Here is a 24,038-nt window from a genome sequence, read left to right as displayed (position 1 = left end):
TGGCCCGCGGTCAAGTGCGTCGTACGCCTCGCGCCGCGCTGACGAGGTGCATTGGTGTGGGATGATGGATGTGTCAAGCCATCAAGTCGTGGGCTGACGATCGGCTGCGGACCCCACAGACACCGTGGCATTTTGCAACGGAACTGGTGAAACCACGGTGATTCAAGAGCAGCAGCGACCGCTGTACGAAATCAAGGCGAACCTCTTCAAGGGTTTGGCCCACCCCTATCGGATTCGCATTTTGGAACTGCTGTCCGTGGATCCCGCAAGTGAGGTCGCCGTGGGTAGCCTGATCGAGGAAACGGGTTTGGAAGCCTCGCACCTGTCCCAGCACCTGTCCGTGTTGCGCAAACACAGGTTAGTGACTTCGCAGCGGCGCGCTTCGGTGGTGTACTACAGGCTCGCGTTCCCAGAAGTCGCCGATCTGCTGGGCGTCGCGCGGACGCTGCTGGCCGGCATCCTCGACCAAACGCGGCAGCAACTCGACGCGCAGGTGGAGGCGTGAGCCGCGTGTGGTCCGCGGTCGCGGACCTGGCGCCGGGGGCGGCGGATTACCGGGCCTTGCCGAAAACGTGGCGGGTGGATCTGGTCGCGGGTATCACCGTTGGCATCGTCGCCTTGCCATTGGCCCTGGCCTTTGGCGTCAGCGCTGGGGTGGGGGCGGCGGCCGGCCTGGTCACCGCGATCGTTGCCGGCATCGTTGCCGCGGTCTTCGGCGGTTCGAACGTGCAGGTGTCCGGCCCCACGGGAGCCATGGTCGTCGTCCTGGCGCCGGTCGTGGCGCAGCACGGTGTGAGCGCGGTGGTGGTGGTTTCTTTGCTCGCCGGGGTCGTGGTGTGCGCTGCCGGCCTGTTGCGGCTCGGCCGCACAATCTCGTACATTCCGTGGCCGGTCATCGAGGGATTCACGGCCGGCATCGCGATCATCATTTTCTTGCAGCAGGTCCCGACCGCACTGGGTGTGAGTTCCTCGCTTCCGCATTCGACGAATGCGGCGGTCGCGGCCGTGCAGGCCGCGCTGGCGGCGAATTGGCCCGACGCGCTCATTCCGCTCGCCGTCGTTGCGGCGACCGTGGCGCTCATGCTGGCCAGCCGCCTGGTCAGCAGGGCGATTCCGGCCTCGTTCGTGGCCATCGTCGTTGTCAGCGGCGCGGTCATGCTCGCCCGGGTACCGGTGCAATCGATCGGGGAACTGCCCAGTTCCCTGCCAGCGCCCCACCTGCCGGCACTGAGCCTGTCAATGCTGGGCGACCTGGCCGGTCCCATTCTCGCGGTGGCGGCCCTGGCGGCGATCGAATCTCTTCTGTCCGGCAGGGTTGCCGCGTCGATGGCCGACACAGGACCGTTCAACGCCGATCGTGAGTTAGTCGGGCAGGGGCTCGCCTCGATCGCTTCGGGCCTGTTTGGCGGCATGCCCGCAACCGGTGCTATCGCTCGCACCGCGGTGAACGTTCGGGCAGGTGCGCGCACGCGCGCCGCGGCCATCGTTCATGCGATCGCGCTCATCGCCGTCGTCTACCTGGCCTCGAACCTTGTTTCGGGTATTCCGCTCGCTGCACTCAGCGGTGTCCTGATGGTCACGGCCGTCAAAATGATAGACGTGGGCGCGTTGCGCCAGGTGGTCACTTCGACGCGTTCGGCTGCCACAGTTTTCATCGTGACGGCGGTCGTCACGGTGAGCTTCGACCTGATAGTCGCCGTCGGAATCGGCGTTGCGGTAGCGGCGTTCTTCGCACTGCGCGCGCTGAGTAGATCGTGCGGCGTCCACCGCCAGGAAATCCCCGGCGAGGCGCAGCCCGGGGACGAGAGGATCGCCATCTTTAGGCTGGACGGCTCCCTGTTCTTCGGTGTTGCCGATCGCGTCGTGCAAAGGGTTCAGCAGCAGCGCGGTGTCGAGATCGTGATCCTGCGCCTATCCCACCTGCAACACATCGACGCCACGGGTGCGCACACGCTGGCCGAACTGGTGAGCGATCTGGAACGCCGGAATGTCACCGTGTTCATCAAGGGCATCAAACCAGCCCACCGGCAAGTAATGACGCGGGTGGGCGCGGTGGCAGCTCTGCGGCACCCGAACCACCTCTTCGAAGACCTCGCTCCCGCGGTCGCGGCCGCCCGCTCGCACCTGCGCACGGGTGAACCGACCCGAGGATGAAGGCCGGGCCGCAACCTTTCGGGCCGCCGCAAGTCACCGTCGGCGGCAATACTTGGCATTATTGAGGCATGAACTCACAGGGTGCCAACGACGAGGCCGCGACTTCGGATGCGCCTAAAGCCTGCGACCGCGCGGCTAGCGACGAAACCAGCGGCGGATTGCCCGGCAGCGTTCGCACGCGTTGGGCGGAACTCGTCAATCTGATCGACGATGCCCAATTTGCTTACTATGTCAGGGATCAACCCACTGTCCCAGACTCAGAATACGACCGGTGGTTCCGGGACCTTGAGAGCCTAGAAAGCACCTACCCCGCCCTGCGCACCCCCGAATCCCCGACGCAGCGCGTTGGCGGCACCTATTCCACGGACTTCGCGCCCGTGCGTCACCTCCAGCAGATGTATTCGCTCCAGGATGTGTTTTCCGTGGGCGAGGTCGACGAGTGGGCCTCGCGGGTGATGCGCGATAGCGACGGAGCCCACATCGATTGGCTCACCGAGGTCAAGATCGACGGGCTTGCGCTCAACCTCCTGTACGTGGGTGGCAAACTGGCACGCGCCTCGACGCGCGGCGACGGCATAACCGGTGAGGACGTCACGCTCAACGCGCGCACCATTGCCGCGATACCGCAGGTGCTTGGAGGCGATCCGGCGCACCATCCCGTGACGATAGAAATACGTGGCGAGGTTTTCATCCCCGTCGCCGACTTTTCAGCAATGAACGAGGCCCAAGTCGCCGCGGGCAAGGCCCCCTTCGCGAACCCACGCAACGCGGCGGCGGGGTCGTTGCGGCAAAAGGATCCGCGGGTAAGCGCTTCGCGCCCCCTGAATTTCTATGCGCACGGTATCGGCGATGTCGAGTGGGCGGGCGCGGCCCCGGCGGCATTTGACAGGCAATCGCACGCGTACAGTCTCTTCGCGCGCTGGGGCATTCCTATCTCGCCGCACAACAGGGTTTGTCAATCGCTTTCGCAGGTTCGCGAGATGATCGAATTCTACGGTGAGCATCGCCACGACATCGAGCACGAACTCGACGGCATCGTCGTCAAGGTGGACGAGTTTGCGCTCCAGGCCACCTTGGGGTTCACGAGCCGCGTCCCGCGTTGGGCGGTCGCCTACAAGTATCCGCCGGAGGAGGTCAATACCAGGCTCCTGGCCATCGAGATCGGTGTCGGGCGCACCGGCAGGGCGACACCGTTTGCGGTGATGGAGCCCGTCGTCGTTTCCGGCAGCACGGTGTCGCGGGCGACGCTCCATAACCAAGACGTCGTGCGCGCCAAGGGCGTGCTGATCGGTGACGTTGTCGTGGTGCGAAAGGCCGGGGACGTCATTCCGGAGGTGGTCGGACCGGTCGTGGCATTGCGTGGCGACGGGTTCCCCCGCAGTGAGTTCGTGATGCCGCGAAACTGCCCCGAGTGCGGCACGCCCCTGCGGCCGATGAAGGACGGGGACGTCGACCTGCGGTGCCCCAACGCAAGGTCCTGTCCGGCGCAGCTGCGCGAGCGGGTATTTCACGCGGGGTCGCGCGGGGCGTTCGACATCGAGGCCCTCGGGGCGGAAGCGGCGATCGCGTTGACCGATCCAGACGCGGGACGGCCGTCCGCGGCCGCACAGATTCGCTTGGACGGGAAGGTATCGTCGGCTCCGCCCGAGGCGTTGCCGCCGCGTCAGGAACCGGTTTTGACCAATGAGGCGCAGTTGTTCGATCTCACAGCGGATCAGCTGCGCGACGTGCGGGTTTGGCGCGAGATCAAATCGCGCGGAAGGGCCACGGGCTTGTTCGAACCCCGCCTGTACTTTTGGACCAAGCCGGGCGCGCCGACCAAGGCCAATCCCGCCGGTAAACCGTCGCTGGTAGGGGCGAACACGACGCGGCTGCTGGCCGAACTCGACAAGGCGAAGACGCAACCTCTTTGGCGCGTCCTGGTGGCGCTTTCCATTCGGCACGTCGGGCCGACGGCGGCCCGGGCGATCGCCGCCCGTTTCCGCTCCATCGATGCCATCCGCTCAGCCTCGCATGCGGAACTCAGCGAGGTGGAGGGGGTCGGAGACATCATCGCTTCCGCGGTGCGCGATTGGTTCGACGGGGCCGACGCTGGTTGGCATGGCGAGGTGATCGAGCGCTGGCGCGCCGCCGGGGTGCGGATGCAAGAAGAAATTAAGGACGAGGCCCCCGCCACCCTTGCCGGACTCACCATTGTCGTTACCGGAACCTTGCAGCGCTTCACCCGGGATTCGGCGAAGGAGGCGATCGTTGCACGCGGCGGTAAGGCGGCGGGATCGGTGTCCAAGAAGACCGATTTTGTCGTCGCGGGGGAAAACGCCGGGGCAAAGGAGGCCAAGGCCCGCGAGTTGGGCGTTGCGGTGCTCGACGAGGCCGGGTTCGAGGCACTCATCGCCGGCGGCCCGGCCGCCCTGAGCGGGAACGGGCCTGTCGCAGTGGATGGGGGCAGCCCGGTCGCGATCGCCGGGGACAGTCCGGTCGCCAGGGAGGGATGATCGGAACCGCGTAGCGCGCCCTGGCGGCTTCGCTGGCCGCGCCCTTCGACGTGTCGCGCGTCACACGATCGGGCGGCGGGACGTGCGGATCGAGCGCGCTCCCGACACTTGCAACCACAGCGTTTCCGTAGCGGTGCCACCGGATTTGACTTGAACCGAGACATGGGCGTAATGTTTTATCTCGTTGCCCCGACAGGGAGACGCGGACGGGACTTGCGAACTGGGTTTGCTGGTCTTGGCCGGACCCGGGGGAAGTCACTCTTTGAGCTTCGTGCTTTGTGGCGCCCTGTTCTTGCTGGTTTTGCCTGGTGGTTTGACTGGGTGGGGTTGGTGGGGTAGGGTTGTTAGGTTGCCTCGTGGCTGGTTGGGACTGTTTGGTTCTGGTTGGTTGTGGGTGTGGTGGTTGTTTGAGAACTCAATAGTGTGTTTGATAGTTGATGCCATGATGGTTGGATGGCTGGGCTGCTTTTGTGGTGGTTTGGTTGTTTGATTGTCTTTTGTTTGTCCTGGCGCTCTTTTTGGGGTGTTGGGTTTTTTGGAGCTTTGGTTCCTTCGTATTGTTGTTACACCTGTGGGTGTGGCGATTTGTTTTTTACGGAGAGTTTGATCCTGGCTCAGGACGAACGCTGGCGGCGTGCTTAACACATGCAAGTCGAACGATGAAGGAAAGCTTGCTTTCTGGATTAGTGGCGAACGGGTGAGTAACACGTGAGCAACCTGCCTTTCACTTTGGGATAACAGTTGGAAACGGCTGCTAATACCAGATATGACCTTCTTCCGCATGGTTGGGGGTGGAAAGTTTTTCGGTGGAAGATGGGCTCGCGGCCTATCAGCTTGTTGGTGGGGTAATGGCCTACCAAGGCTTCGACGGGTAGCCGGCCTGAGAGGGCGACCGGCCACACTGGGACTGAGACACGGCCCAGACTCCTACGGGAGGCAGCAGTGGGGAATATTGCACAATGGGGGAAACCCTGATGCAGCGACGCCGCGTGAGGGATGACGGCCTTCGGGTTGTAAACCTCTTTCAGTAGGGAAGAAGCGTAAGTGACGGTACCTGCAGAAGAAGCGCCGGCTAACTACGTGCCAGCAGCCGCGGTAATACGTAGGGCGCAAGCGTTGTCCGGAATTATTGGGCGTAAAGAGCTCGTAGGTGGTTTGTCGCGTCTGGTGTGAAATCTCACGGCTCAACCGTGAGCTTGCATTGGGTACGGGCAGACTAGAGTGCGGTAGGGGAGACTGGAATTCCTGGTGTAGCGGTGGAATGCGCAGATATCAGGAGGAACACCGATGGCGAAGGCAGGTCTCTGGGCCGCTACTGACGCTGAGGAGCGAAAGCATGGGGAGCGAACAGGATTAGATACCCTGGTAGTCCATGCCGTAAACGTTGGGCACTAGGTGTGGGGCTCTTTCCACGAGTTCTGCGCCGTAGCTAACGCATTAAGTGCCCCGCCTGGGGAGTACGGCCGCAAGGCTAAAACTCAAAGGAATTGACGGGGGCCCGCACAAGCGGCGGAGCATGCGGATTAATTCGATGCAACGCGAAGAACCTTACCAAGGCTTGACATACACCGGAATCGCTCAGAGATGGGTGCGTCTTCGGACTGGTGTACAGGTGGTGCATGGTTGTCGTCAGCTCGTGTCGTGAGATGTTGGGTTAAGTCCCGCAACGAGCGCAACCCTTGTCCTATGTTGCCAGCGGGTTATGCCGGGGACTCATGGGAGACTGCCGGGGTCAACTCGGAGGAAGGTGGGGATGACGTCAAATCATCATGCCCCTTATGTCTTGGGCTTCACGCATGCTACAATGGCCGGTACAAACCGTTGCGATCTCGTGAGGGGGAGCGAATCGGAAAAAGCCGGTCTCAGTTCGGATTGGGGTCTGCAACTCGACCCCATGAAGTCGGAGTCGCTAGTAATCGCAGATCAGCAACGCTGCGGTGAATACGTTCCCGGGCCTTGTACACACCGCCCGTCAAGTCACGAAAGTCGGTAACACCCGAAGCCGGTGGCCTAACCCTTGTGGGGGGAGCCGTCGAAGGTGGGACTGGCGATTGGGACTAAGTCGTAACAAGGTAGCCGTACCGGAAGGTGCGGCTGGATCACCTCCTTTCTAAGGAGCTTTTGATCGCCCCGGTTTTTGGGGTGGTGGCTATCTTTCGGTGCCGAGTGTGTGCCGGGGTAGTTGCTCATTGGGTGGAACATCAACTATTGCTGTTATCGCGTTGTTCGAGTTTCTAGTACCGGTCCTCATTTTGGTGGGGGTTGTGGAGGGTGCTTGGGTGGTGTGGTGATGGTGTGGACACACTATTGGGTCCTGAGGCAATCACGTGTGGTTGTTTCTTGGCGGCGTGTTGGTCTTGCTTCCTTTGTTTTTGGGGGTGGGGCTGGTTGGTTCGTTGGTTGTTTGAGAACTGTATAGTGGACGCGAGCATCTTGTTTTTGTGTGATCGAGTTTGATGACATGTTTTGTTGTTGTTTTCTTGGTTTTGTTGAAGTTTTTAAGAGCACAGGGTGGATGCCTTGGCACTAGGAGCCGATGAAGGACGTTGTAGCCTGCGATAAGCCTCGGGGAGTTGGCAAACGAACTGTGATCCGAGGGTGTCCGAATGGGGGAACCCAGCTAGGGTTATGCCTAGTTACCCTTACCTGAATATATAGGGTAAGTGGAGGGAACGTCGGGAAGTGAAACATCTCAGTACCGGCAGGAAGAGATATTCCGTGAGTAGTGGCGAGCGAAAGCGGATCAGGCCAAACCATGCGCGTGTCAAGTTGTCAGGCGTTGCGTGTGTGGGGTTGTGGGACTTGATTGGGTGATCTGACAGTTACCCGTGGAGTGAGAAAGTCGTGTTGATAGTTGAACGGTATTGAAAGGCCGACCATAGAGGGTGGTAGTCCCGTAAACGAAATCTCATGGCCTCCTTTTGAGGATCCCAAGTAGCACCGGGCCCGTGAAATCTGGTGTGAATCTGCACAGACCACTGTGTAAGCCTAAATACTACCTAGTGACCGATAGCGGACTAGTACCGTGAGGGAAAGGTGAAAAGTACCCCGGGAGGGGAGTGAAATAGTACCTGAAACCGTGTGCTTACAATCCGTCGGAGCCTTCTTAGTTGGGGTGACGGCGTGCCTTTTGAAGAATGAGCCTGCGAGTTAGTGCTCAGTGGCGAGGTTAACCCGTGTGGGGAAGCCGTAGCGAAAGCGAGTCCGAATAGGGCGTTATAGTCGCTGGGTCTAGACCCGAAGCGGAGTGATCTATCCATGGGCAGGTTGAAGCGCGGGTAAGACCGCGTGGAGGACCGAACCCACCTAGGTTGAAAACTGGGGGGATGACCTGTGGATAGGGGTGAAAGGCCAATCAAACTCCGTGATAGCTGGTTCTCCCCGAAATGCATTTAGGTGCAGCGTCACGTGTTTCTTACCGGAGGTAGAGCTACTGGATGGCTAATGGGCCTCACCAGGTTACTGACGTCAGCCAAACTCCGAATGCCGGTAAGTGAGAACGTGGCAGTGAGACTGCGGGGGATAAGCTTCGTAGTCGAGAGGGAAACAGCCCAGATCACCGGCTAAGGCCCCTAAGCGTGTGCTAAGTGGGAAAGGATGTGGAGTTGCATAGACAACCAGGAGGTTGGCTTAGAAGCAGCCACCCTTGAAAGAGTGCGTAATAGCTCACTGGTCAAGTGATTCCGCGCCGATAATGTAGCGGGGCTCAAGTACACCGCCGAAGCCGTGACATTCACGCGTATGCTAGGCCTTTGTGGTCCAGGTGCGTGGATGGGTAGGGGAGCGTCGTGTGGGCAGTGAAGCTGCGGGGTAACCCAGTGGTGGAGCCTACACGAGTGAGAATGCAGGCATGAGTAGCGAAAGACGGGTGAGAAACCCGTCCGCCGGATGACCAAGGGTTCCAGGGTCAAGCTAATCTTCCCTGGGTAAGTCGGGACCTAAGGCGAGGCCGACAGGCGTAGTCGATGGACAAGCAGTTGATATTCTGCTACCGGCGAAGAACCGCCCATACCAAGGCTTGTGATACTAACCACCTCACCGCGTCAGGTACTTCCCTTCGGGGTTGTTCTTGTTGTGGTGGGCTGGGAACTGAACTTGTAGTAGGTAAACGTGTTAACAGTGGTGACGCAGGAAGGTAGTCCGTGCCTGGCGATGGTTGACCAGGTCTAAGGTTGTAGGGCGAATGGTAGGCAAATCCGCCATTCATGTGCCTGAGAACTGATGGGGAGCCCCATTGGGGGGTGAAGCGGGTGATCCTATGCTGCCTAGAAAAGCCGCGACGTGAGGTTCTAGCCGCCCGTACCCTAAACCGACACAGGTGGTCAGGTAGAGAATACTAAGGCGATCGAGAGAATCGTGGTTAAGGAACTCGGCAAAATGCCCCCGTAACTTCGGGAGAAGGGGGGCCCGGACCGTTACCATCCATGCGGTGGGAAGCGGGTAAGGGCCGCAGAGACCAGGGAGAAGCGACTGTTTACTAAAAACACAGGTCCGTGCGAAGTCGCAAGACGATGTATACGGACTGACGCCTGCCCGGTGCTGGAAGGTTAAGAGGACCGGTTAGCTCTCTTGAGAGCGAAGCTGAGAATTTAAGCCCCAGTAAACGGCGGTGGTAACTATAACCATCCTAAGGTAGCGAAATTCCTTGTCGGGTAAGTTCCGACCTGCACGAATGGCGTAACGACTTCTCTACTGTCTCAACCACGAACTCGGCGAAATTGCATTACGAGTAAAGATGCTCGTTACGCGCAGCAGGACGGAAAGACCCCGGGACCTTTACTATAGCTTGGTATTGGTGTTCGGTCCGGTTTGTGTAGGATAGGTGGGAGACTATGAAGCGGCCACGCCAGTGGTTGTGGAGTCAATGTTGAAATACCACTCTGATCGGGCTGGGCTCCTAACCTCGGACCATGATCTGGTTCAGGGACAGTGCCTGGTGGGTAGTTTAACTGGGGCGGTTGCCTCCCAAAGAGTAACGGAGGCGCTCAAAGGTTCCCTCAGCCTGGTTGGCAATCAGGTGTTGAGTGTAAGTGCACAAGGGAGCTTGACTGTGAGACTGACAGGTCGAGCAGGGACGAAAGTCGGAACTAGTGATCCGGCCACGGCAAGTGGAAGCGTGGTCGCTCAACGGATAAAAGGTACCCCGGGGATAACAGGCTGATCTTGCCCAAGAGTCCATATCGACGGCATGGTTTGGCACCTCGATGTCGGCTCGTCGCATCCTGGGGCTGGAGTAGGTCCCAAGGGTTGGGCTGTTCGCCCATTAAAGCGGTACGCGAGCTGGGTTTAGAACGTCGTGAGACAGTTCGGTCCCTATCCGCTGCGCGCGTAGGAAACTTGAGAAGGGCTGTCCCTAGTACGAGAGGACCGGGACGGACGAACCTCTGGTATGCCAGTTGTCACGCCAGTGGCACGGCTGGTTAGCTACGTTCGGAAGGGATAACCGCTGAAAGCATCTAAGCGGGAAGCCTGCTTCAAGATAAGGTTTCCACACCAGTAATGGTGGAAGGCACCCAGCTAGACCACTGGGTAGATAGGCCGGACGTGGAAGCAGGGACTAACGACCTGTGGAGCTGACCGGTACTAATCAGCCAACAACCTCAACACAACACAAAACAAACGTAAGCGTCCACTATACGGTTCCCAGAGAACCACCAAACCAAACACAAACATGGTTTGCTACACTCTGACAAATGTTACGGCGGTCATAGCGAAGGGGAAACGCCCGGCCCCATTCCGAACCCGGAAGCTAAGCCCTTCAGCGCCGATGGTACTGCCCCTAGGGGTGGGAGAGCAGGACACCGCCGAACACTAACCAAACACGAAGGCCCACCACACACTGGTGGGCCTTCGCGCATCCCACAACAAAACACACCACCCACCCGCGCAACACGTGTCGGCATAACACGGGCCGCCGCACCACAACACGGGCGACTATGGCACCGACGCAACGCAACCAGCGCCACAGCCCGCACCGGTGCAACACGCACCACACACCGCACCACAGCCAACCGATGGCAGGCGACGCGGGGTAGGCATCGTAGAATCGTATGCATGTCCTCCATTTCTGTAGATGAGGTCGCGCGCGTCGCGGCCCTGGCTCGAATTGAACTCAGTCCCGAAGCAATAGCGAAGTTGGCTGGTGACCTCGACGTCATCGTGGAGTCGGTAGCGCAAGTCAGCGCAGTTCCCGCCGATGTTCCGGCGACCAGCCACCCACTGCCCATCTCGAACGTATTCCGCCCGGATGTGCCGGAGCGCCCGCTCACCGTGGAGCAGGCGCTCAGCGGGGCACCCGCGAGCCAGGATGACCGGTTCTTGGTTCCGCAGATCCTTGGTGAGGAGTGAGCATGAGCAACGATGTCGTGCGGCTATCAGCCGCAGACCAAGGCGCGCTGTTCGCTTCGGGTGAGGTCTCTAGCGTCGAGTTGACGCGTGCGCACCTGGACCGGATCGAACTGGTCGAGCCGCAATTGAACGCATTCATCACGGTGAGCGCCGAGGCGGCGATGCAGCAGGCGGCGGACGCCGACGCGCGGCGCGCCGCGGGAGAGGTGCTGGGGCCGCTTGCGGGCGTGCCGATCGCGGTCAAGGACATCGTCGTGACGGACGGCATCCAGACCACCGCGGGATCGAAGATCTTGGAGAATTGGGTCCCCCCGTACGACGCGACGATAGTCGAGAAGATCAAGGCTGCCGGGCTGCCGATCCTCGGCAAGACGAATCTCGATGAGTTCGCAATGGGGTCTTCGACAGAGCACTCCGCCTACGGCAATACTCGCAACCCATGGGACCTGGACAGGATTCCCGGCGGCTCGGGTGGTGGTTCCGCGGCGGCTGTCGGCGCGTACGAGGCTCCGCTGGCGATTGGAACCGATACCGGCGGGTCGATTAGGCAGCCGGCATCCGTAACCGGGACCGTTGGCGTCAAGCCGACCTACGGCGGCGTTTCACGTTACGGTCTGATTGCGATGGCAAGCTCTTTGGACCAGGCAGGTCCGGTCACGCGGACGGTTTTGGACTCCGCGCTCCTGCACGAAGTGATCGGCGGGTACGACCACCGTGATTCGACCTCGCTAGATGCCCCCGTGGGTGAGCTGGTCGCAGCGGCGCGCAGCGGCGCTGCGGGTGACCTGCGCGGGGTGCGCATCGGTGTCGTCAAGGAGCTGACGGGCGAGGGCTACCAGGACGGGGTGGCCTCGTCCTTCAACCAAGCGTTGGACCTGTTGCGCACGGCCGGCGCCGAGATTCGAGAGGTATCCTGCCCGAACTTCCCGCTCGCGCTGAGCGCGTATTACCTCATCATGCCCTCGGAAGCATCCAGCAACCTTGCGAAGTTTGACGGGATGCGCTTTGGGCTGCGGGTTGAACCGGAATCCGGCCCCGTTACCGCAGAACGCGTGATGGCGGCGACTCGTGGCGCCGGGTTTGGCGATGAGGTCAAGCGCCGGATCATTCTGGGGACGTATGCGTTGTCGGCCGGATACTACGATGCCTACTACGGGAGCGCGCAGAAGGTGCGCACGCTCATTCAGCGCGATTTCCTGGCCGCGTTTGGCGACGTTGACGTCTTGGTGTCGCCCACCGCGCCGACGACAGCGTTCAAATTCGGTGAGAAACTCGACGACCCGCTCGCGATGTACCTGAACGACGTCGCGACGATCCCAGCGAATCTGGCAGGAGTGCCCGGCATGTCTCTGCCATCGGGGCTGTCGGATGACGGTCTTCCGGTTGGGTTCCAGATTCTTGCGCCGGTCAAGGCAGACGATCGGCTGTATCGCGTCGGTGCGGCGCTTGAAGTGCTACTCGAGGATTCGTGGGGCGGACCGCTCCTGGCCAAGGCCCCAGCGTTGGAGGGTAAGTAAATGTCGAAGGTCGTTGATTTAGTCGATTATGACGAGGCCATCGCGTCGTATGATCCGGTTTTGGGGATCGAGGTGCACGTCGAGTTGGGGACGCGCACCAAGATGTTCTGCCCGGCGGAGGGGAGCTTCGGGGCACGACCAAACTCCGAAACGACACCGGTGTCGCTGGGGCTGCCCGGATCTCTTCCAGTAGTAAACGCGCAGGCCGTCGAGTACGCCATCAAAATTGGGTTGGCGCTCAACTGCACGATCGCTGAAACGTGCCGGTTCGCTCGCAAGAACTATTTCTATCCAGACGTCCCGAAGAACTACCAGATCTCGCAGTACGACGAGCCCATTGCGTTCGACGGCTACCTGGACGTGGAACTGGAAGACGGCACGATCTTCCGGGTGGACATTGAGCGCGCGCACATGGAGGAAGACGCGGGAAAGAACACCCACGTGGGCGGGGACGGTGGCCGCATTCACGGCGCGACCTACTCGCTGGTTGACTACAACCGAGCGGGCATCCCGCTGGTCGAGATCGTGACCCGGCCCATTGAGGGCGCCGGGGCGCGCGCACCGGAGGTGGCCCGCGCTTACGTGCAGACGCTGCGTGACATTTTCCGGGCGCTGGAAGTGTCCGAGGCGAAAATGGAGCAGGGCAACGTCCGCGCGGACATCAACCTGTCGTTGCGGCCGACGCCGCAATCCCCACTCGGCGTGCGCTCCGAGACGAAGAACGTCAACTCCTTCCGTTCGATCGAGCGAGCCGTCCGTTACGAGGTCTCGCGGCAGGCAGCGATCCTTGACGCCGGCGAGAAGGTCATCCAGGAAACCCGACACTGGCACGAGGACACGGGCGAAACATCGTCAGGGCGCCCAAAATCGGACGCTGAGGACTACCGGTACTTCCCGGAGCCCGACCTGGCTCCGGTCAGCCCCAGCCGCCAGTGGGTTGAGCAGATTCGCGAATCGCTGCCCGAACTGCCCGCCGCGCGGCGCCGGCGGTTGCAAACAGATTGGGGGTATTCCGACCCCGAGATGCGCGACGTTATCAACGCGGGGGCCCTGGACCTCATCGAGTCGACCGTCGCGGCCGGCACGACACCGGCCGCGGCCCGCAAGTGGTGGATGGGTGAGTTGGCCCGCCTCGCGAAGGAACAGGATCTGGCGCTAGGCGACCTAGCGATCAGTCCGCAACAGGTCGTCGAACTGCAAGAACTCATTGATGCAGGAAAGATCAATGACAAGCTGGCCCGGCAGGTGATCGCGGGTGTGCTGTCCGGTGAGGGCGGGCCGGCCGCGGTCGTGGCGGCGCGGGGGCTCGAGGTCGTCTCGGACGATTCGCTGTTGCTCCGGGTGATCGACGAAACGCTTGCCGCACAACCTGACATCGTGGAGAAGATTCGTGGCGGCAACATGGGGCCGATCGGAGCTATCATCGGTGCCGTCATGAAGGCCACGAAGGGGCAGGCCGACGCCGGGCGCGCGCGGCAGCTCGTAATGGAGCGGGTGAACGCGTAGTGAGCGAGGGAATGGTCGCTGTCGGCGAGTTGGTGTGTCTGCGCCCGCTCACCGACCGGGACCATGACGCATTGTGGGACGCCGCGCACGATCCGGTCACCTCGCGCCTGACCGGGTTGGTCCCGGCCGGGTCCAGGGAAGCCTTCGATGACTGGACCAAGCGGCTGCGGCAACGCGCAGATCGTGTCGACTTCGCCATCACGACGCCGAACTGCGATGATCTGATCGGGCACGCCGTGTTCACGCAGATGGACGAGTTTGCGGGGCGGGCTGACATGCGAATGTCGATGCTGCCCGGGCACCGGGGACGTGGCTACGGGCGCGAGGCCGTGTTCCGCCTGCTGGAGTTGGCGTTTGCTCCGCACCCGCACGGGTATGGCCTGCACCGCGTGGGATTGGTTGTTCTGGCGCTCAATCCCCGCGCCAAGGAACTCTACGAATCGTATGGGTTCCAAGAGGAAGGAACCTTGCGGGACTATGCCCGCGATGGCGAGAGCTATACGAATGCCACCGTGATGTCGCTGCTCGCTGACGAATTCGACGCCTCCCGCAGCATCTACACACCGAGAACGCACGCCGGGGCGTAGCGCGCGCCCGCCGCCCGCGTAAAGACAACTCGGCAGCGTGGCCGTACCGCGGCCCGCGCGCGAGAAGGCTCTTTGCCGCCCGGGTGTTCCGGGCGGCAAAGAGCCTTCTCGCTGTGACCGGGAGGCCTGGTTAGGCGGTCGGTGCGGCAACCCGGGCGTGCCGGAAGCCAAGGAATGAGAGAGCACCGAGCACGACCGCGCCCGCGAACGCGACGCCCGCGGCAATGAGCGCGATCTGGCCGATGGTTCCGAATGCGTATGCGGTCAGCAGGGTGCCACGCAACGTGTTGCCCATGAACAGCGTCTGGCGCAGGTCTCCGAGCGCCTTGCCCTCGTCGGTGGCCTTCTCTTCGGCGCTCAACTTGGTGTATTCGCCGCTGACCTCTTCGTAGGTGCGGCCATCCGATGCGGCATTCATGTGCGCCAGGATGTAGTGGTCGGCGAAGGCCTTCGCCTGTTGCGGACCGTCGAGTTTTTGGCCCGCGTACGGCTCAAGCGCGGCGCGGTCGCTTTCGTTCGCCAGTTTAGAGATCGCCTCGCCCTGCGGCATCGTGATGTCTTGCGCCGAAAGCTGGCTTCCGACCTGGGCGTCAACGAATTGACCGGCCCACACCAGCAGCGCGCCGCCGAGCAAAAGAACCAAGGCGAGAACGGCGCCGGTCGCGGATATGAGTTTGTCAAGCGATTTGCGGTCCATGGAATCCTCCGTGTTTGAAGCAGGCAATCAGTTATGCCTATCGAAGGCATGGACCTATCGTTCCCAATAACAAGCCGCAGTATTTGGGAAATTGGTCCCATTTGCGCGAAGTGTCCGCATTGCCCGTGAGGCCCAATTATCCAGACTTTGTGACCATATTATGTTCCTCGTCACGCGATGGGTGCGAAAGCGCGGCGCGACATCGTTGCGATCCGGGGATTTGGTGGGTTGGGGCCAATCGGGTTCGGCGAAGGCGAGGTGATCGGGCGCGAAATATGCCGACTTGCTACGATTCTTGGGATGTTGCGAAACTCACTAGCGGGATTGCTGGCCGCCGTGCTCACCGTGATCGGCGGCGTGAGCGTTCCGCGGGCGCTTGCATCTGAATACAACGCGGTAGTGGATCTGGGCGGAGCGCATGCGGCCGGCGTGCTCGTGGTCGTGTATTGCAGCCCCAGTGACTTCGCGGATGAAACCGCATCGTTTTGCATGAACAACTGGGCCGATGCGCTAGGGGAGGTCCACTTCGGGTTTAGCCCCGGCACCTACTACGTTTGCGCCGCGGAGTCCGGTGAGTATCGGGCACAATGCGATCGGACCGACCCGGACGCGCATCGCATAACGGTCACCGATCCGGAGGCGCAAGCGACGGCGCGCTTGGTGCTCGTTCCGAAGCTTACTAACCCCGTGAATTCCGTGGAAGCCTTCCCCGTCACGTGGTCGCGCCGGAAGGGAACCGACCGCGGGTGGAATTACAGCTGGATGGGTGCCTACGGCTATTCCTTCGCTGAGTCTGCCAAGAAGCCGTGGATCGCGGCGCGCCTGGTGAATCAGGACGGTGTTGTCCTCATGGCAGCGGGTCGGGAGTCGGTGACCGGATACGGGAGCTGGTCCACCCCGATGGGCGGAGGAGTGGGGCTGGAATGCGGCTTCATGATCGCCGCATCCGGGCGTCAGGTCGTCGTGACCTCGACGCGGCTCGAGATCACCGCCTCGGTGCCGAATGGTTCGCGCTCCTATGGGCACACCGCGCGATCGCAGGCAAATAAGTGCTCAAAGCCGCGCACGCTGGTGCCGACCTCGGTGCAATGGGCAAAGACACCTCGCGCCGGAGCGGTTGCGCGTGCGGACGTCAGCACCTGGCCCAGCGGTGTCACGTTGACCTATCGGTGGCTGCTGAACGGGAAGCGGATCAAGAAGGCGACGTCCGCCAGCTACCGCGTACCGACCGGGGCGCGGGGTAAGCATTTGGTCGTTGAGGTGACGGGGCGCGGGGCGAAGTTCACGACCGCAACGCAGTCGGCGAGCCAATACCTGGCGGCGCGAAGCCTGGGAAAGGTGTCGCGTCCAAAGGTGCGCGGCGCGGCGCGGGTCGGGCGCACGCTGCGGGCCGTGCACGCGAAGGTGAAGAAGGCGTCTGTGAGCTACCAGTGGTATGCGAACGGAAAGAAAATCCCCGGAGCGACAAAGCGCGCCCTGAAGTTGCGCGCGCCGCAAGCAGGCGCGACCGTCCGCGTGCGCATCACGTGGAAGCGTGCGGGGTATGCGAGCGCCGTTGCCAAATCTAGGGCAACGACAAGGGTCGCGCGTCGGTAGGACGCACCGGTTGCGGTGGAGCGAAGGCCAAGGTGGGGCGATGTGGATGTGGTGCGATCGTTACGCGGTCCCGCATTCTGGGCGGGTTGCGATGCGCGCGATCGAGCGGCGCGGGCCGCGCACACGGTCTTTCTGCGGGGACCGGTCGCTTAGGGTCGCAGGCGGATATGACTTTCATCGAGCTTTGCCGTATGCTTGGTGACCATGCAGACGGTCGTACTACTAGTAGTTACTGAGCGCGCAGCCTGAGGCTGCCGATTCAGGTCACCGACTGCGCGCTCACCCCTCGAATACTCCCCACCGGGAACGAGGGGTTTTTTCATGTCACGAATACTGCGCCACCCTTTGCAGGACCGTGACAGGGGTTGTTCACAAGACACCTTGCATTCGGTGCCGCGATCGATCACCAGATCGGCTCGCTGGGGTCGGCGAGTATCCGCCGGGACCGGCCGGTGCCGTGGCATAGCAAACGTGAGAACCAGGAGCAGGACATGACAAACACCGCATCCGCAAACGCGAGGCCAGGGCCGAGCGCCGCGACGGTAGCGGATTCAGTGCGCCCGCAGGAAATGACCGGCGCACAATCGCTCATCAAATCGATCGAGGCCACCGGCACGGACGTGATCTTCGGATTGCCGGGCGGGGCAATTCTTCCCGCGTACGACCCGCTGATGGATTCCACCAAGCTGCGGCACATACTGGTGCGACACGAGCAAGCAGGCGGCCACGCAGCTTCGGGGTACGCGCACGCAACCGGACGCGTCGGGGTCACCATAGCGACATCGGGACCCGGCGCCACTAACCTGGTCACGCCGCTCGCCGACGCGAACATGGACTCGATCCCCATGGTCGCTATCACCGGGCAGGTCGGCGCCTCCATGATCGGTACCGACGCGTTTCAGGAAGCGGACATTGTTGGCATAACTCTTCCGGTCACCAAGCACAACTTCCTTGTGACGGACGCAGCCGACATCCCCCGCGTTATCGCCGAGGCATTCCACATTGCCGCGACGGGACGCCCGGGACCGGTCCTGGTCGACGTGGCCAAATCGGCGTTGCAGGCCACGACCAAGTTTTCCTGGCCCAACGAACTCGTGCTTCCGGGGTACCGGCCCGTCACCAAGCCCCACGGAAAGCAGATCCGCGAGGCCGCGAGGTTGCTCGCGGCGGCGAAACGCCCCGTCTTGTACGTCGGCGGAGGCATCATCCGCTCGGGTGCGTCGCAGGTGCTACGCAAGCTCACCGACGAGTCCGGTGCGGCGGTTGTGACCACCCTCATGGCACGCGGGGCGCTGCCCGATTCCCACCCGCAGAACCTCGGCATGCCCGGCATGCACGGCACGGTCGCCGCAGTCGCCGCGCTGCAAAAGGCCGACTTGGTCGTTGCGCTCGGTGCTCGGTTCGATGACCGAGTTACGGGCAAGCTTTCCAGCTTCGCGCCGCGGGCGGCCATCATTCACGCGGACATTGACCCCGCGGAGATCGGCAAGAACCGCGAGGTCGATGTGCCGATCGTCGGCGACCTCAAGGAAGTCATCACGGATCTGCTTCCCGAACTGGCCCGTGAGCACGAGCTGCACGGCAAACCAGACCTGGGTGCGTGGTGGCGGCAGATCGACGACTGGCGGGAAACCTACCCGCTGGGTTACACGCCAACCGCGGACGGGCTGCTCGCGCCGCAGCACGTTATAGAGAGGCTGGGCCAGTTGGCCGGACCCGACGCCATTTACGTGGCCGGGGTGGGGCAGCACCAGATGTGGGCGTCCCAGTTCATCCGCTACGAACGGCCGAACACCTGGATCAACTCCGGTGGGCTGGGCACCATGGGCTTCTCCATCCCCGCGGCGATGGGCGCCAAGGTAGGCGAACCGGACCGCGAAGTCTGGGCGATCGATGGCGACGGATGTTTCCAGATGACAAACCAAGAACTAGCGACCTGCGTGATAAATGAAATACCGATCAAGGTAGCGCTCATCAACAATTCGTCGCTGGGCATGGTGCGGCAGTGGCAGACTCTTTTCTACGACAAGCGGTATTCCAACACGGACTTGCACACGGGGCACGGGACTCGTCGCATCCCCGACTTTGTGAAGCTGGCCGCAGCATACGGATGCGCCGGCCTGCGCGTCGAGCACGCATCCGATGTCGACGCGACGATCAAGCGAGCGCAAGAAATCAACGATCAGCCGGTTGTCATAGACTTCAACGTTTCGCGCGATGCCATGGTGTGGCCGATGGTCGCCGCCGGGGTAAGCAACGACGATATCCAATACGCCCGCGGCATCTCGCCCGCGTGGGATCGCGAAGAGTGAGCGGAAGGTAACGCAAGATGACACGACACACCCTTGCCGTCCTTGTGGAAAACAAACCGGGCGTCCTTACCCGCGTCGCCGGATTGTTTGCCCGGCGCGCGTTCAATATCCATTCGCTGGCCGTTGGCCCGACCGAACACGAGGGGTTTTCCCGCGTGACCGTCGTCGTCGACGTGGACGAACAGCCCTTGGAGCAGGTGACGAAGCAACTGAACAAGCTGCTCAACGTCATCAAGATCATCGAGCTCGACGAGCACGCATCCGTGCAGCGCGAACTCATGCTGGTCAAGGTGCGCGCCGACCTTTCGGTGCGCACACACGTCCTAGAAGTCGTCGAGCTGTTCCGGGCGCACGTCGTTGACCTGCAACCGGATGCGCTCACCATAGAAGCCACAGGCAATCCGGATAAACTGTCCGCGTTGCTTGCGGCCCTAGAGCCCTTCGGGGTTCGTGAGATCGTCAAGTCGGGAATCGTAGGCATTGCCCGCGGCTCGCGGTCCATGACGGAACGCGCGTTGGATCGCGCAACCCGCAGTGCCTAAGTTCCAATCACATCACAAATTCAAGGAGAATCACCGTGGCTGAGTTGTTCTACGACGACGATGCAGACCTGTCAATCATCCAGTCGAAAAAGGTCGCCATCATTGGTTATGGCAGCCAGGGACACGCGCACGCGCTGAACCTGCGCGACTCGGGCGTCGACGTGACCGTGGGCCTGCGCCCGGGTTCGTCCTCGCGGGCGAAGGCGGAAGAGGCGGGCCTCAAGGTCGCCGACATCCCCGACGCGGTAGCCCAGGCGGACGTCGTCATGATCCTGGCTCCCGACCAGCACCAGCGCAAGCTCTACGCGGAGCAGATCGCCCCGAACCTGAAGCCGGACGCCGCCCTGTTCTTCGCGCACGGCTTCAACATCCGGTTCGGCTACATCAAGCCGGGCGAGGGCCACGACATCGCGATGGTAGCCCCCAAGGGACCGGGCCACACCGTGCGCCGGGAGTTCCTGGACGGCCGCGGGGTTCCCGTCATCGTCGCCGTCGAGCAGGATGCGTCCGGGCAGGCCTGGCCGCTCGCGCTGTCCTACGCCAAGGCGATCGGTGGCCTGCGCGCCGCCGGCATCAAGACGACCTTCACCGAGGAGACCGAAACCGACCTGTTCGGTGAGCAGGCGGTGCTGTGCGGTGGCGTTTCGCAGCTCATCGAGTACGGCTTCGAAACCCTCACCGAGGCGGGCTACCAGCCGGAGATTGCCTACTTCGAGGTTCTGCACGAGATGAAGCTGATCGTCGATCTGATCTGGGAAGGCGGCATCACCAAGCAGCGTTGGTCCATCTCCGACACCGCGGAGTACGGGGACTACGTTTCCGGCCCGCGCGTCATCGACCCGCGCGTCAAGGAGAACATGAAGGCCGTTCTCGCCGACATCCAAAGCGGCGCCTTCGCCGAGCGGTTCATCGCCGACCAGGACGCCGGGGCCCCGGAGTTCAAGGAACTGCGCAAGAAGGGCGAATCCCACCCGATCGAGGCGACCGGCCGCGAGCTGCGCAAGCTGTTCGCGTGGCGCAACTCCCGCGACGCCGACTACGTCGAGGGTTCTGCCGCTCGCTGAGGCACGACCCGCGCTGTCGGGCCGCGCGCTGAGCCTTAGCGGCATCCGCGCCTCTCAGTCACGTGAGTCCCCGGGGCCGCCGTTCGCAGACATGCGGGCGGCGGCCCCTCGGCGTTCGCGTCGGGCGCGCCGGGCAGCGACTCGGCGGCGCGGCGCGCGACAATGGATGACGTGCACCAAGACATTCGATACGGGGCGGCGTCAGCGCAGTTGCTCGATGTGTATCCCGGACCTCCTGGCGGCCCGACGATAGTGTGGGCGCACGGTGGGGGATGGATCGGCGGCAGCAAGGTTGACATCGGCGGGTACTTCGCCGAGTTGGCGCGGGCAGGCTTCAACGTGGTTGGTTTCGACTACACGTTGGCCCCCGAGGCGTTGTACCCCACCCCGGTGCGCGAAATGCTGGAGGCAATCGCCTTTATTGCCGCGAAGAAGGACGAGTTCCGCCTCGCACCGGACAAACTCATACTTGGCGGAGATTCCGCCGGGGCGAATATCGCCGCGCAGGCAGCGCTCGCACTGGTCGATGCCTCCTACTCCGAAGAGCTTGGCACATCACGCATCACCCGGAACCTGCACACCGCCGGCGCGCGTCCCGTGGCCACGGCTCTGCAGTGCGGCGTCTACGATGCGCGGATGATGCGAGAAGCCACGGGGTCGTTCGCGGCCGTCGTCCGCGATATGGTGACCGCATACTGCGGCACCGCGCAGTGGGCCGATGACGAGAGGAGCGCGTTTGCGCGCGAATCGGTCCTTGGCAACGTTTCGGGCGACTTCCCGCCGACTTTCATCTCAGCGGGAAACAACGATGATCTGACGCCGCAGTCGAAGGCGCTCGCGGCCAAGCTGACCGAGCACGGGGTCGAGGTGAGCGCGCTGTTCTTTTCGCGTTCCGCGCGACCGCGCACCGGTCACGAATACCAGTTCGATCTCAGTTCCAAGGCAGGGGCACGGAACCTCTCGCAGATGACCGAATTCCTCCTCGCATGCGCTGCGCGGGGGTAGCGGGCCTCGTCGGAAATCTACGATCCCTTAACTAATCCTTAGCGAGCAGTGTCGCCGCATAGTCGGGAACATAGTTGAGCTGGTCGCGCGGCGGGCGTTGGTAGTCGCCGAGTTTGGGCCTGGGAGGTATGGCGATGGGATCGCGCTCGACCAATTCGTAGGGGACGTGGTCGAGCAGGTGCGCGATCATGTTGAGCCGCCCGCGCCTCTTGTCCTCGTTGTCGACCTCAAACCAACGCGCCTCAGGTATGTCGGTGTGCGCGATCATGGCGTCCTTTGCGCGCGAATAATCCTGCCACTTGGTGATGGAGGAAACGTCGTTGGGGGATAGCTTCCAGCGACGCATCGGGTCGTTGTTGCGTGAGGCGAATCGGCGTTCCTGCTCCACATCCGAGATGGAGAACCAGTACTTGAACACCATTATGCCGTCCTCGACCAGCATCCGTTCGAAGACGGGGGCCTGCCGCAAGAATCGCTGATACTCCTGTTCCGTGCAGTAACCCATGACCCTCTCGACGCCCGCGCGGTTGTACCAGGACCTGTCCATGAGCACGATTTCACCGGCGGCGGGAAGGTGCGCCACGTAGCGTTGGAAGTACCACTGGGTGCGCTCGCGGTCCGTGGGGGTGGGCAGCGCGACCGTGCGGGTGACGCGGGGATTGAGATACTGCGAGACGCGCGCGATCGTCGATCCCTTACCCGCGGCGTCCCGGCCCTCGAAGATGACGATGATGCGGGCGCCGCTCGCCTGCACCCAGGCCTGCATGTCGACAAGCCGCGCCTGGAGCCTCAGCAGCTCCTTTTCATAGATCCGCTTGGGGAATTCATCAGCCATGGTCCGAGCGTACCGCCGGGCAGTGCCGGCGGCGCGGGCGCAGGCTTGCGACCTCGCCCGCGAGGATCAATGATGGGGCGATGGAGTGCGCAACGGCCAAACCGCGCGTGGTGGCCACGGACCTGGACGGCACCCTGCTGCGTTCGGACGGTTCAATCTCCGCGTTCACGCGGGCGGTCCTGGCGCGGGCGGCGGCGGCGGGCATCGAAACGGTGTGCGTGACCGCGCGACCGCTGCGGTGGCTTACCGATATCGCCCCCGTGGTCCCGCAGGGAGCGTCGGTGATTTGCCTGGGCGGTGCCTGCGTGGCGGTGGCCGATCGCGGAGGATTCCGCGTCAGCGAATCCCGCGGATTTGCGCATGACGCGCTCGTGCGGATCGCATCGAGGCTGCGCCGGGACCTGCCCGGCGTGTTGATTGGGGCGGAATGGCCGAGCGGTCCAGTTTTCGATGACGAGTTCCCCGTGCTTTCCTCACCCACCGGCTCGGTTGTGGGGCGTGACGATGTGCCGCGGGGGCGAGTGGAACTGGCCGCAGAGCGCGCGAACGGCGCCGCGAAGATTCTGGTGCGACACCCACGGATGAGCCCCGACGCGCTGCGGCGGCGGGTGCGCGCCGCCGCGGGGGATGGCGCGCAGTTCGCTGATTCTGGGGTGCCCCATCTGGTGGAGCTCTATCCGCCCGGGGTGACCAAGGCGGTCGGGTTGGCGAGGTGGTGCACGGCCCGCGCTATCCCGCGCGAGCGGGTTTGGGCATTCGGCGATATGCCGGCGGACATACCGATGCTGGAATGGGCGGGGCGATCCTTCGCGGTGGGTAGGGCTCATCCGGACGTGCTGGCGCGCGCCATGCACTACGCCGGATCCAACGATGACGATGCGGTGGCGCGCGTCCTCGATGCGTGGGTTGGCGGTGCCTGATGGCGGCAGGCGCGCACGAATCCGTGTGACGATAGAGGCAAGCATTTATTACGAGGAGGACGGCATGTCGTTGCGGTGGCATTCAATTTCGGTCGGCGCGTTGGACCCGCAAAAGCTGGGGCGTTGGTGGGCGGATGCGCTGGTGTGGGAGGTCCTGAGCGAATCGGAGGACGGCGTTGTCTTGGTGCCGCCGGGTACCTTGGAACTTGCCGTGCGGAACCTTACGCGTAAGCTGCCGCCGCGCATCGAGTTCTTCCGCGCGCCCAATGCGGCCGGGGTCGGGGTGGCGTTGGCGATCGAGTTTTCGCCGCAAGACCCGCAGGATTTCGACGCCGAGGTCGGGCGCATCGTGGAATTGGGCGCGACCGTCGTGAAGACGGGGGAGGGGGACGAGGCCGCCTGGGCCGAGCTGTCGGATCCCGAGGGCAATAGGTTCTCCATCATAGGCGCATAGCCACAA

16 protein-coding genes and 3 rRNA genes are annotated in these 24,038 nt (G+C 62.6%); 17 read left to right on the top strand and 2 right to left on the bottom strand.

The features are described from left to right. Window positions 1-157: 157 nt before the first annotated feature. The 10 genes from FB389_RS03565 (at window position 158) to FB389_RS03520 (ending at window position 14,607) form a co-directional block, all read left to right on the top strand. Window positions 158-505, top strand: coding sequence for an ArsR/SmtB family transcription factor (locus FB389_RS03565; RefSeq protein WP_142111400.1), 348 nt, complete (start codon window positions 158-160; stop codon window positions 503-505). Continuing rightward, the gene (locus FB389_RS03560; RefSeq protein ID WP_425467243.1) at window positions 502-2,154 is read left to right on the top strand and encodes a SulP family inorganic anion transporter; all 1,653 of its coding nucleotides are present in this window, start codon (window positions 502-504) and stop codon (window positions 2,152-2,154) included. Before FB389_RS03565 ends, FB389_RS03560 begins: the two co-directional genes overlap by 4 nt. 68 nt (window positions 2,155-2,222) lie before the next feature. After that, on the top strand, window positions 2,223-4,649 hold the full coding sequence (ligA, locus tag FB389_RS03555) for an NAD-dependent DNA ligase LigA (RefSeq protein ID WP_142111399.1): 2,427 nt from the start codon (window positions 2,223-2,225) through the stop codon (window positions 4,647-4,649). 591 nt (window positions 4,650-5,240) lie between these two features. Next, window positions 5,241-6,759: ribosomal RNA gene (locus FB389_RS03550) — 16S ribosomal RNA — on the top strand. Between the two features lie 378 nt (window positions 6,760-7,137). Continuing rightward, a 23S ribosomal RNA gene (locus FB389_RS03545) occupies window positions 7,138-10,256 on the top strand. A 90-nt stretch (window positions 10,257-10,346) separates the two neighbouring features. Further along, window positions 10,347-10,459, top strand: a 5S ribosomal RNA gene (rrf, locus tag FB389_RS03540). The 16S, 23S and 5S rRNA genes sit together here, the layout of an rRNA operon. Window positions 10,460-10,703: 244 nt before the next feature. Beyond that, on the top strand, window positions 10,704-10,997 hold the full coding sequence (gene gatC / locus FB389_RS03535; protein WP_142111397.1) for an Asp-tRNA(Asn)/Glu-tRNA(Gln) amidotransferase subunit GatC: 294 nt from the start codon (window positions 10,704-10,706) through the stop codon (window positions 10,995-10,997). A 2-nt stretch (window positions 10,998-10,999) separates the two neighbouring features. Further along, window positions 11,000-12,514: an Asp-tRNA(Asn)/Glu-tRNA(Gln) amidotransferase subunit GatA gene (gatA, locus tag FB389_RS03530; RefSeq protein ID WP_142111395.1), complete on the top strand. Its 1,515-nt coding sequence runs from the start codon at window positions 11,000-11,002 to the stop codon at window positions 12,512-12,514. Continuing rightward, window positions 12,515-14,020 carry an Asp-tRNA(Asn)/Glu-tRNA(Gln) amidotransferase subunit GatB gene (gene gatB / locus FB389_RS03525; protein ID WP_142111393.1) on the top strand — a complete coding sequence of 502 codons (1,506 nt, stop codon included), beginning with the start codon at window positions 12,515-12,517 and terminating at the stop codon, window positions 14,018-14,020. After that, window positions 14,020-14,607 carry a GNAT family N-acetyltransferase gene (locus FB389_RS03520; protein ID WP_246043500.1) on the top strand — a complete coding sequence of 196 codons (588 nt, stop codon included), beginning with the start codon at window positions 14,020-14,022 and terminating at the stop codon, window positions 14,605-14,607. The genes gatB and FB389_RS03520 overlap by 1 nt, the downstream gene beginning before the upstream one ends. 130 nt (window positions 14,608-14,737) lie before the next feature. Here the strand turns inward: FB389_RS03520 and FB389_RS03515 are convergent, their stop codons facing one another. Further along, window positions 14,738-15,304 (bottom strand): hypothetical protein, encoded by a 567-nt coding sequence (locus FB389_RS03515; RefSeq protein WP_142111391.1) that lies wholly within the window; start codon window positions 15,302-15,304, stop codon window positions 14,738-14,740. 300 nt (window positions 15,305-15,604) lie between these two features. Here FB389_RS03515 and FB389_RS03510 point away from each other — a divergent pair, with 300 nt between their 5' ends. The 5 genes from FB389_RS03510 to FB389_RS03490 all read left to right on the top strand — a co-directional run bounded on the left by FB389_RS03510 (window position 15,605) and on the right by FB389_RS03490 (window position 21,823). After that, window positions 15,605-16,900 (top strand): hypothetical protein, encoded by a 1,296-nt coding sequence (locus FB389_RS03510; RefSeq protein WP_142111389.1) that lies wholly within the window; start codon window positions 15,605-15,607, stop codon window positions 16,898-16,900. Window positions 16,901-17,391: 491 nt separating this feature from the next. Next, window positions 17,392-19,212: an acetolactate synthase large subunit gene (locus FB389_RS03505; RefSeq protein WP_142111386.1), complete on the top strand. Its 1,821-nt coding sequence runs from the start codon at window positions 17,392-17,394 to the stop codon at window positions 19,210-19,212. A gap of 17 nt (window positions 19,213-19,229) precedes the next feature. After that, window positions 19,230-19,754, top strand: a complete 525-nt coding sequence (ilvN, locus tag FB389_RS03500; RefSeq protein WP_142111384.1) for an acetolactate synthase small subunit — start codon at window positions 19,230-19,232, stop codon at window positions 19,752-19,754. Between the two features lie 35 nt (window positions 19,755-19,789). Then, on the top strand, window positions 19,790-20,818 hold the full coding sequence (ilvC, locus tag FB389_RS03495) for a ketol-acid reductoisomerase (protein ID WP_142111383.1): 1,029 nt from the start codon (window positions 19,790-19,792) through the stop codon (window positions 20,816-20,818). 171 nt (window positions 20,819-20,989) lie between these two features. Then, on the top strand, window positions 20,990-21,823 hold the full coding sequence (locus tag FB389_RS03490; RefSeq protein WP_170207852.1) for an alpha/beta hydrolase: 834 nt from the start codon (window positions 20,990-20,992) through the stop codon (window positions 21,821-21,823). A gap of 31 nt (window positions 21,824-21,854) precedes the next feature. Here the strand turns inward: FB389_RS03490 and ppk2 are convergent, their stop codons facing one another. Then, window positions 21,855-22,658 carry a polyphosphate kinase 2 gene (ppk2, locus tag FB389_RS03485; RefSeq protein ID WP_142111379.1) on the bottom strand — a complete coding sequence of 268 codons (804 nt, stop codon included), beginning with the start codon at window positions 22,656-22,658 and terminating at the stop codon, window positions 21,855-21,857. Window positions 22,659-22,738: 80 nt separating this feature from the next. On the opposite strand from ppk2, the gene FB389_RS03480 reads away from it, so the two are divergent. Then, a complete protein-coding gene (locus FB389_RS03480; RefSeq protein WP_142111378.1) occupies window positions 22,739-23,578 on the top strand; it encodes an HAD family hydrolase in 840 nt (279 codons plus the stop codon). A 25-nt stretch (window positions 23,579-23,603) separates the two neighbouring features. Next, a complete protein-coding gene (locus FB389_RS03475; RefSeq protein ID WP_142111377.1) occupies window positions 23,604-24,032 on the top strand; it encodes a VOC family protein in 429 nt (142 codons plus the stop codon). Window positions 24,033-24,038 lie beyond the last annotated feature (6 nt).

The organism is Rarobacter incanus (assembly GCF_006715765.1).
Lineage (GTDB): Bacteria > Actinomycetota > Actinomycetes > Actinomycetales > Cellulomonadaceae > Rarobacter > Rarobacter incanus.
The sequence above is the reverse complement of the archived record's forward strand: the minus strand, read 5'-3'. Positions and strand labels throughout refer to the sequence as shown.

Coding starts and splice junctions, on each gene's coding strand:
- ligA (WP_142111399.1), top strand. CDS start 2,223: ATGAACTCACAGGGTGCCAACGACGAGGCCGCGACTTCGGATGCGCCT.
- gatC (WP_142111397.1), top strand. CDS start 10,704: ATGTCCTCCATTTCTGTAGATGAGGTCGCGCGCGTCGCGGCCCTGGCT.
- gatA (WP_142111395.1), top strand. CDS start 11,000: ATGAGCAACGATGTCGTGCGGCTATCAGCCGCAGACCAAGGCGCGCTG.
- gatB (WP_142111393.1), top strand. CDS start 12,515: ATGTCGAAGGTCGTTGATTTAGTCGATTATGACGAGGCCATCGCGTCG.
- FB389_RS03515 (WP_142111391.1), bottom strand. CDS start 15,304: ATGGACCGCAAATCGCTTGACAAACTCATATCCGCGACCGGCGCCGTT.
- FB389_RS03510 (WP_142111389.1), top strand. CDS start 15,605: ATGTTGCGAAACTCACTAGCGGGATTGCTGGCCGCCGTGCTCACCGTG.
- FB389_RS03505 (WP_142111386.1), top strand. CDS start 17,392: ATGACAAACACCGCATCCGCAAACGCGAGGCCAGGGCCGAGCGCCGCG.
- ilvN (WP_142111384.1), top strand. CDS start 19,230: ATGACACGACACACCCTTGCCGTCCTTGTGGAAAACAAACCGGGCGTC.
- ppk2 (WP_142111379.1), bottom strand. CDS start 22,658: ATGGCTGATGAATTCCCCAAGCGGATCTATGAAAAGGAGCTGCTGAGG.
- FB389_RS03480 (WP_142111378.1), top strand. CDS start 22,739: ATGGAGTGCGCAACGGCCAAACCGCGCGTGGTGGCCACGGACCTGGAC.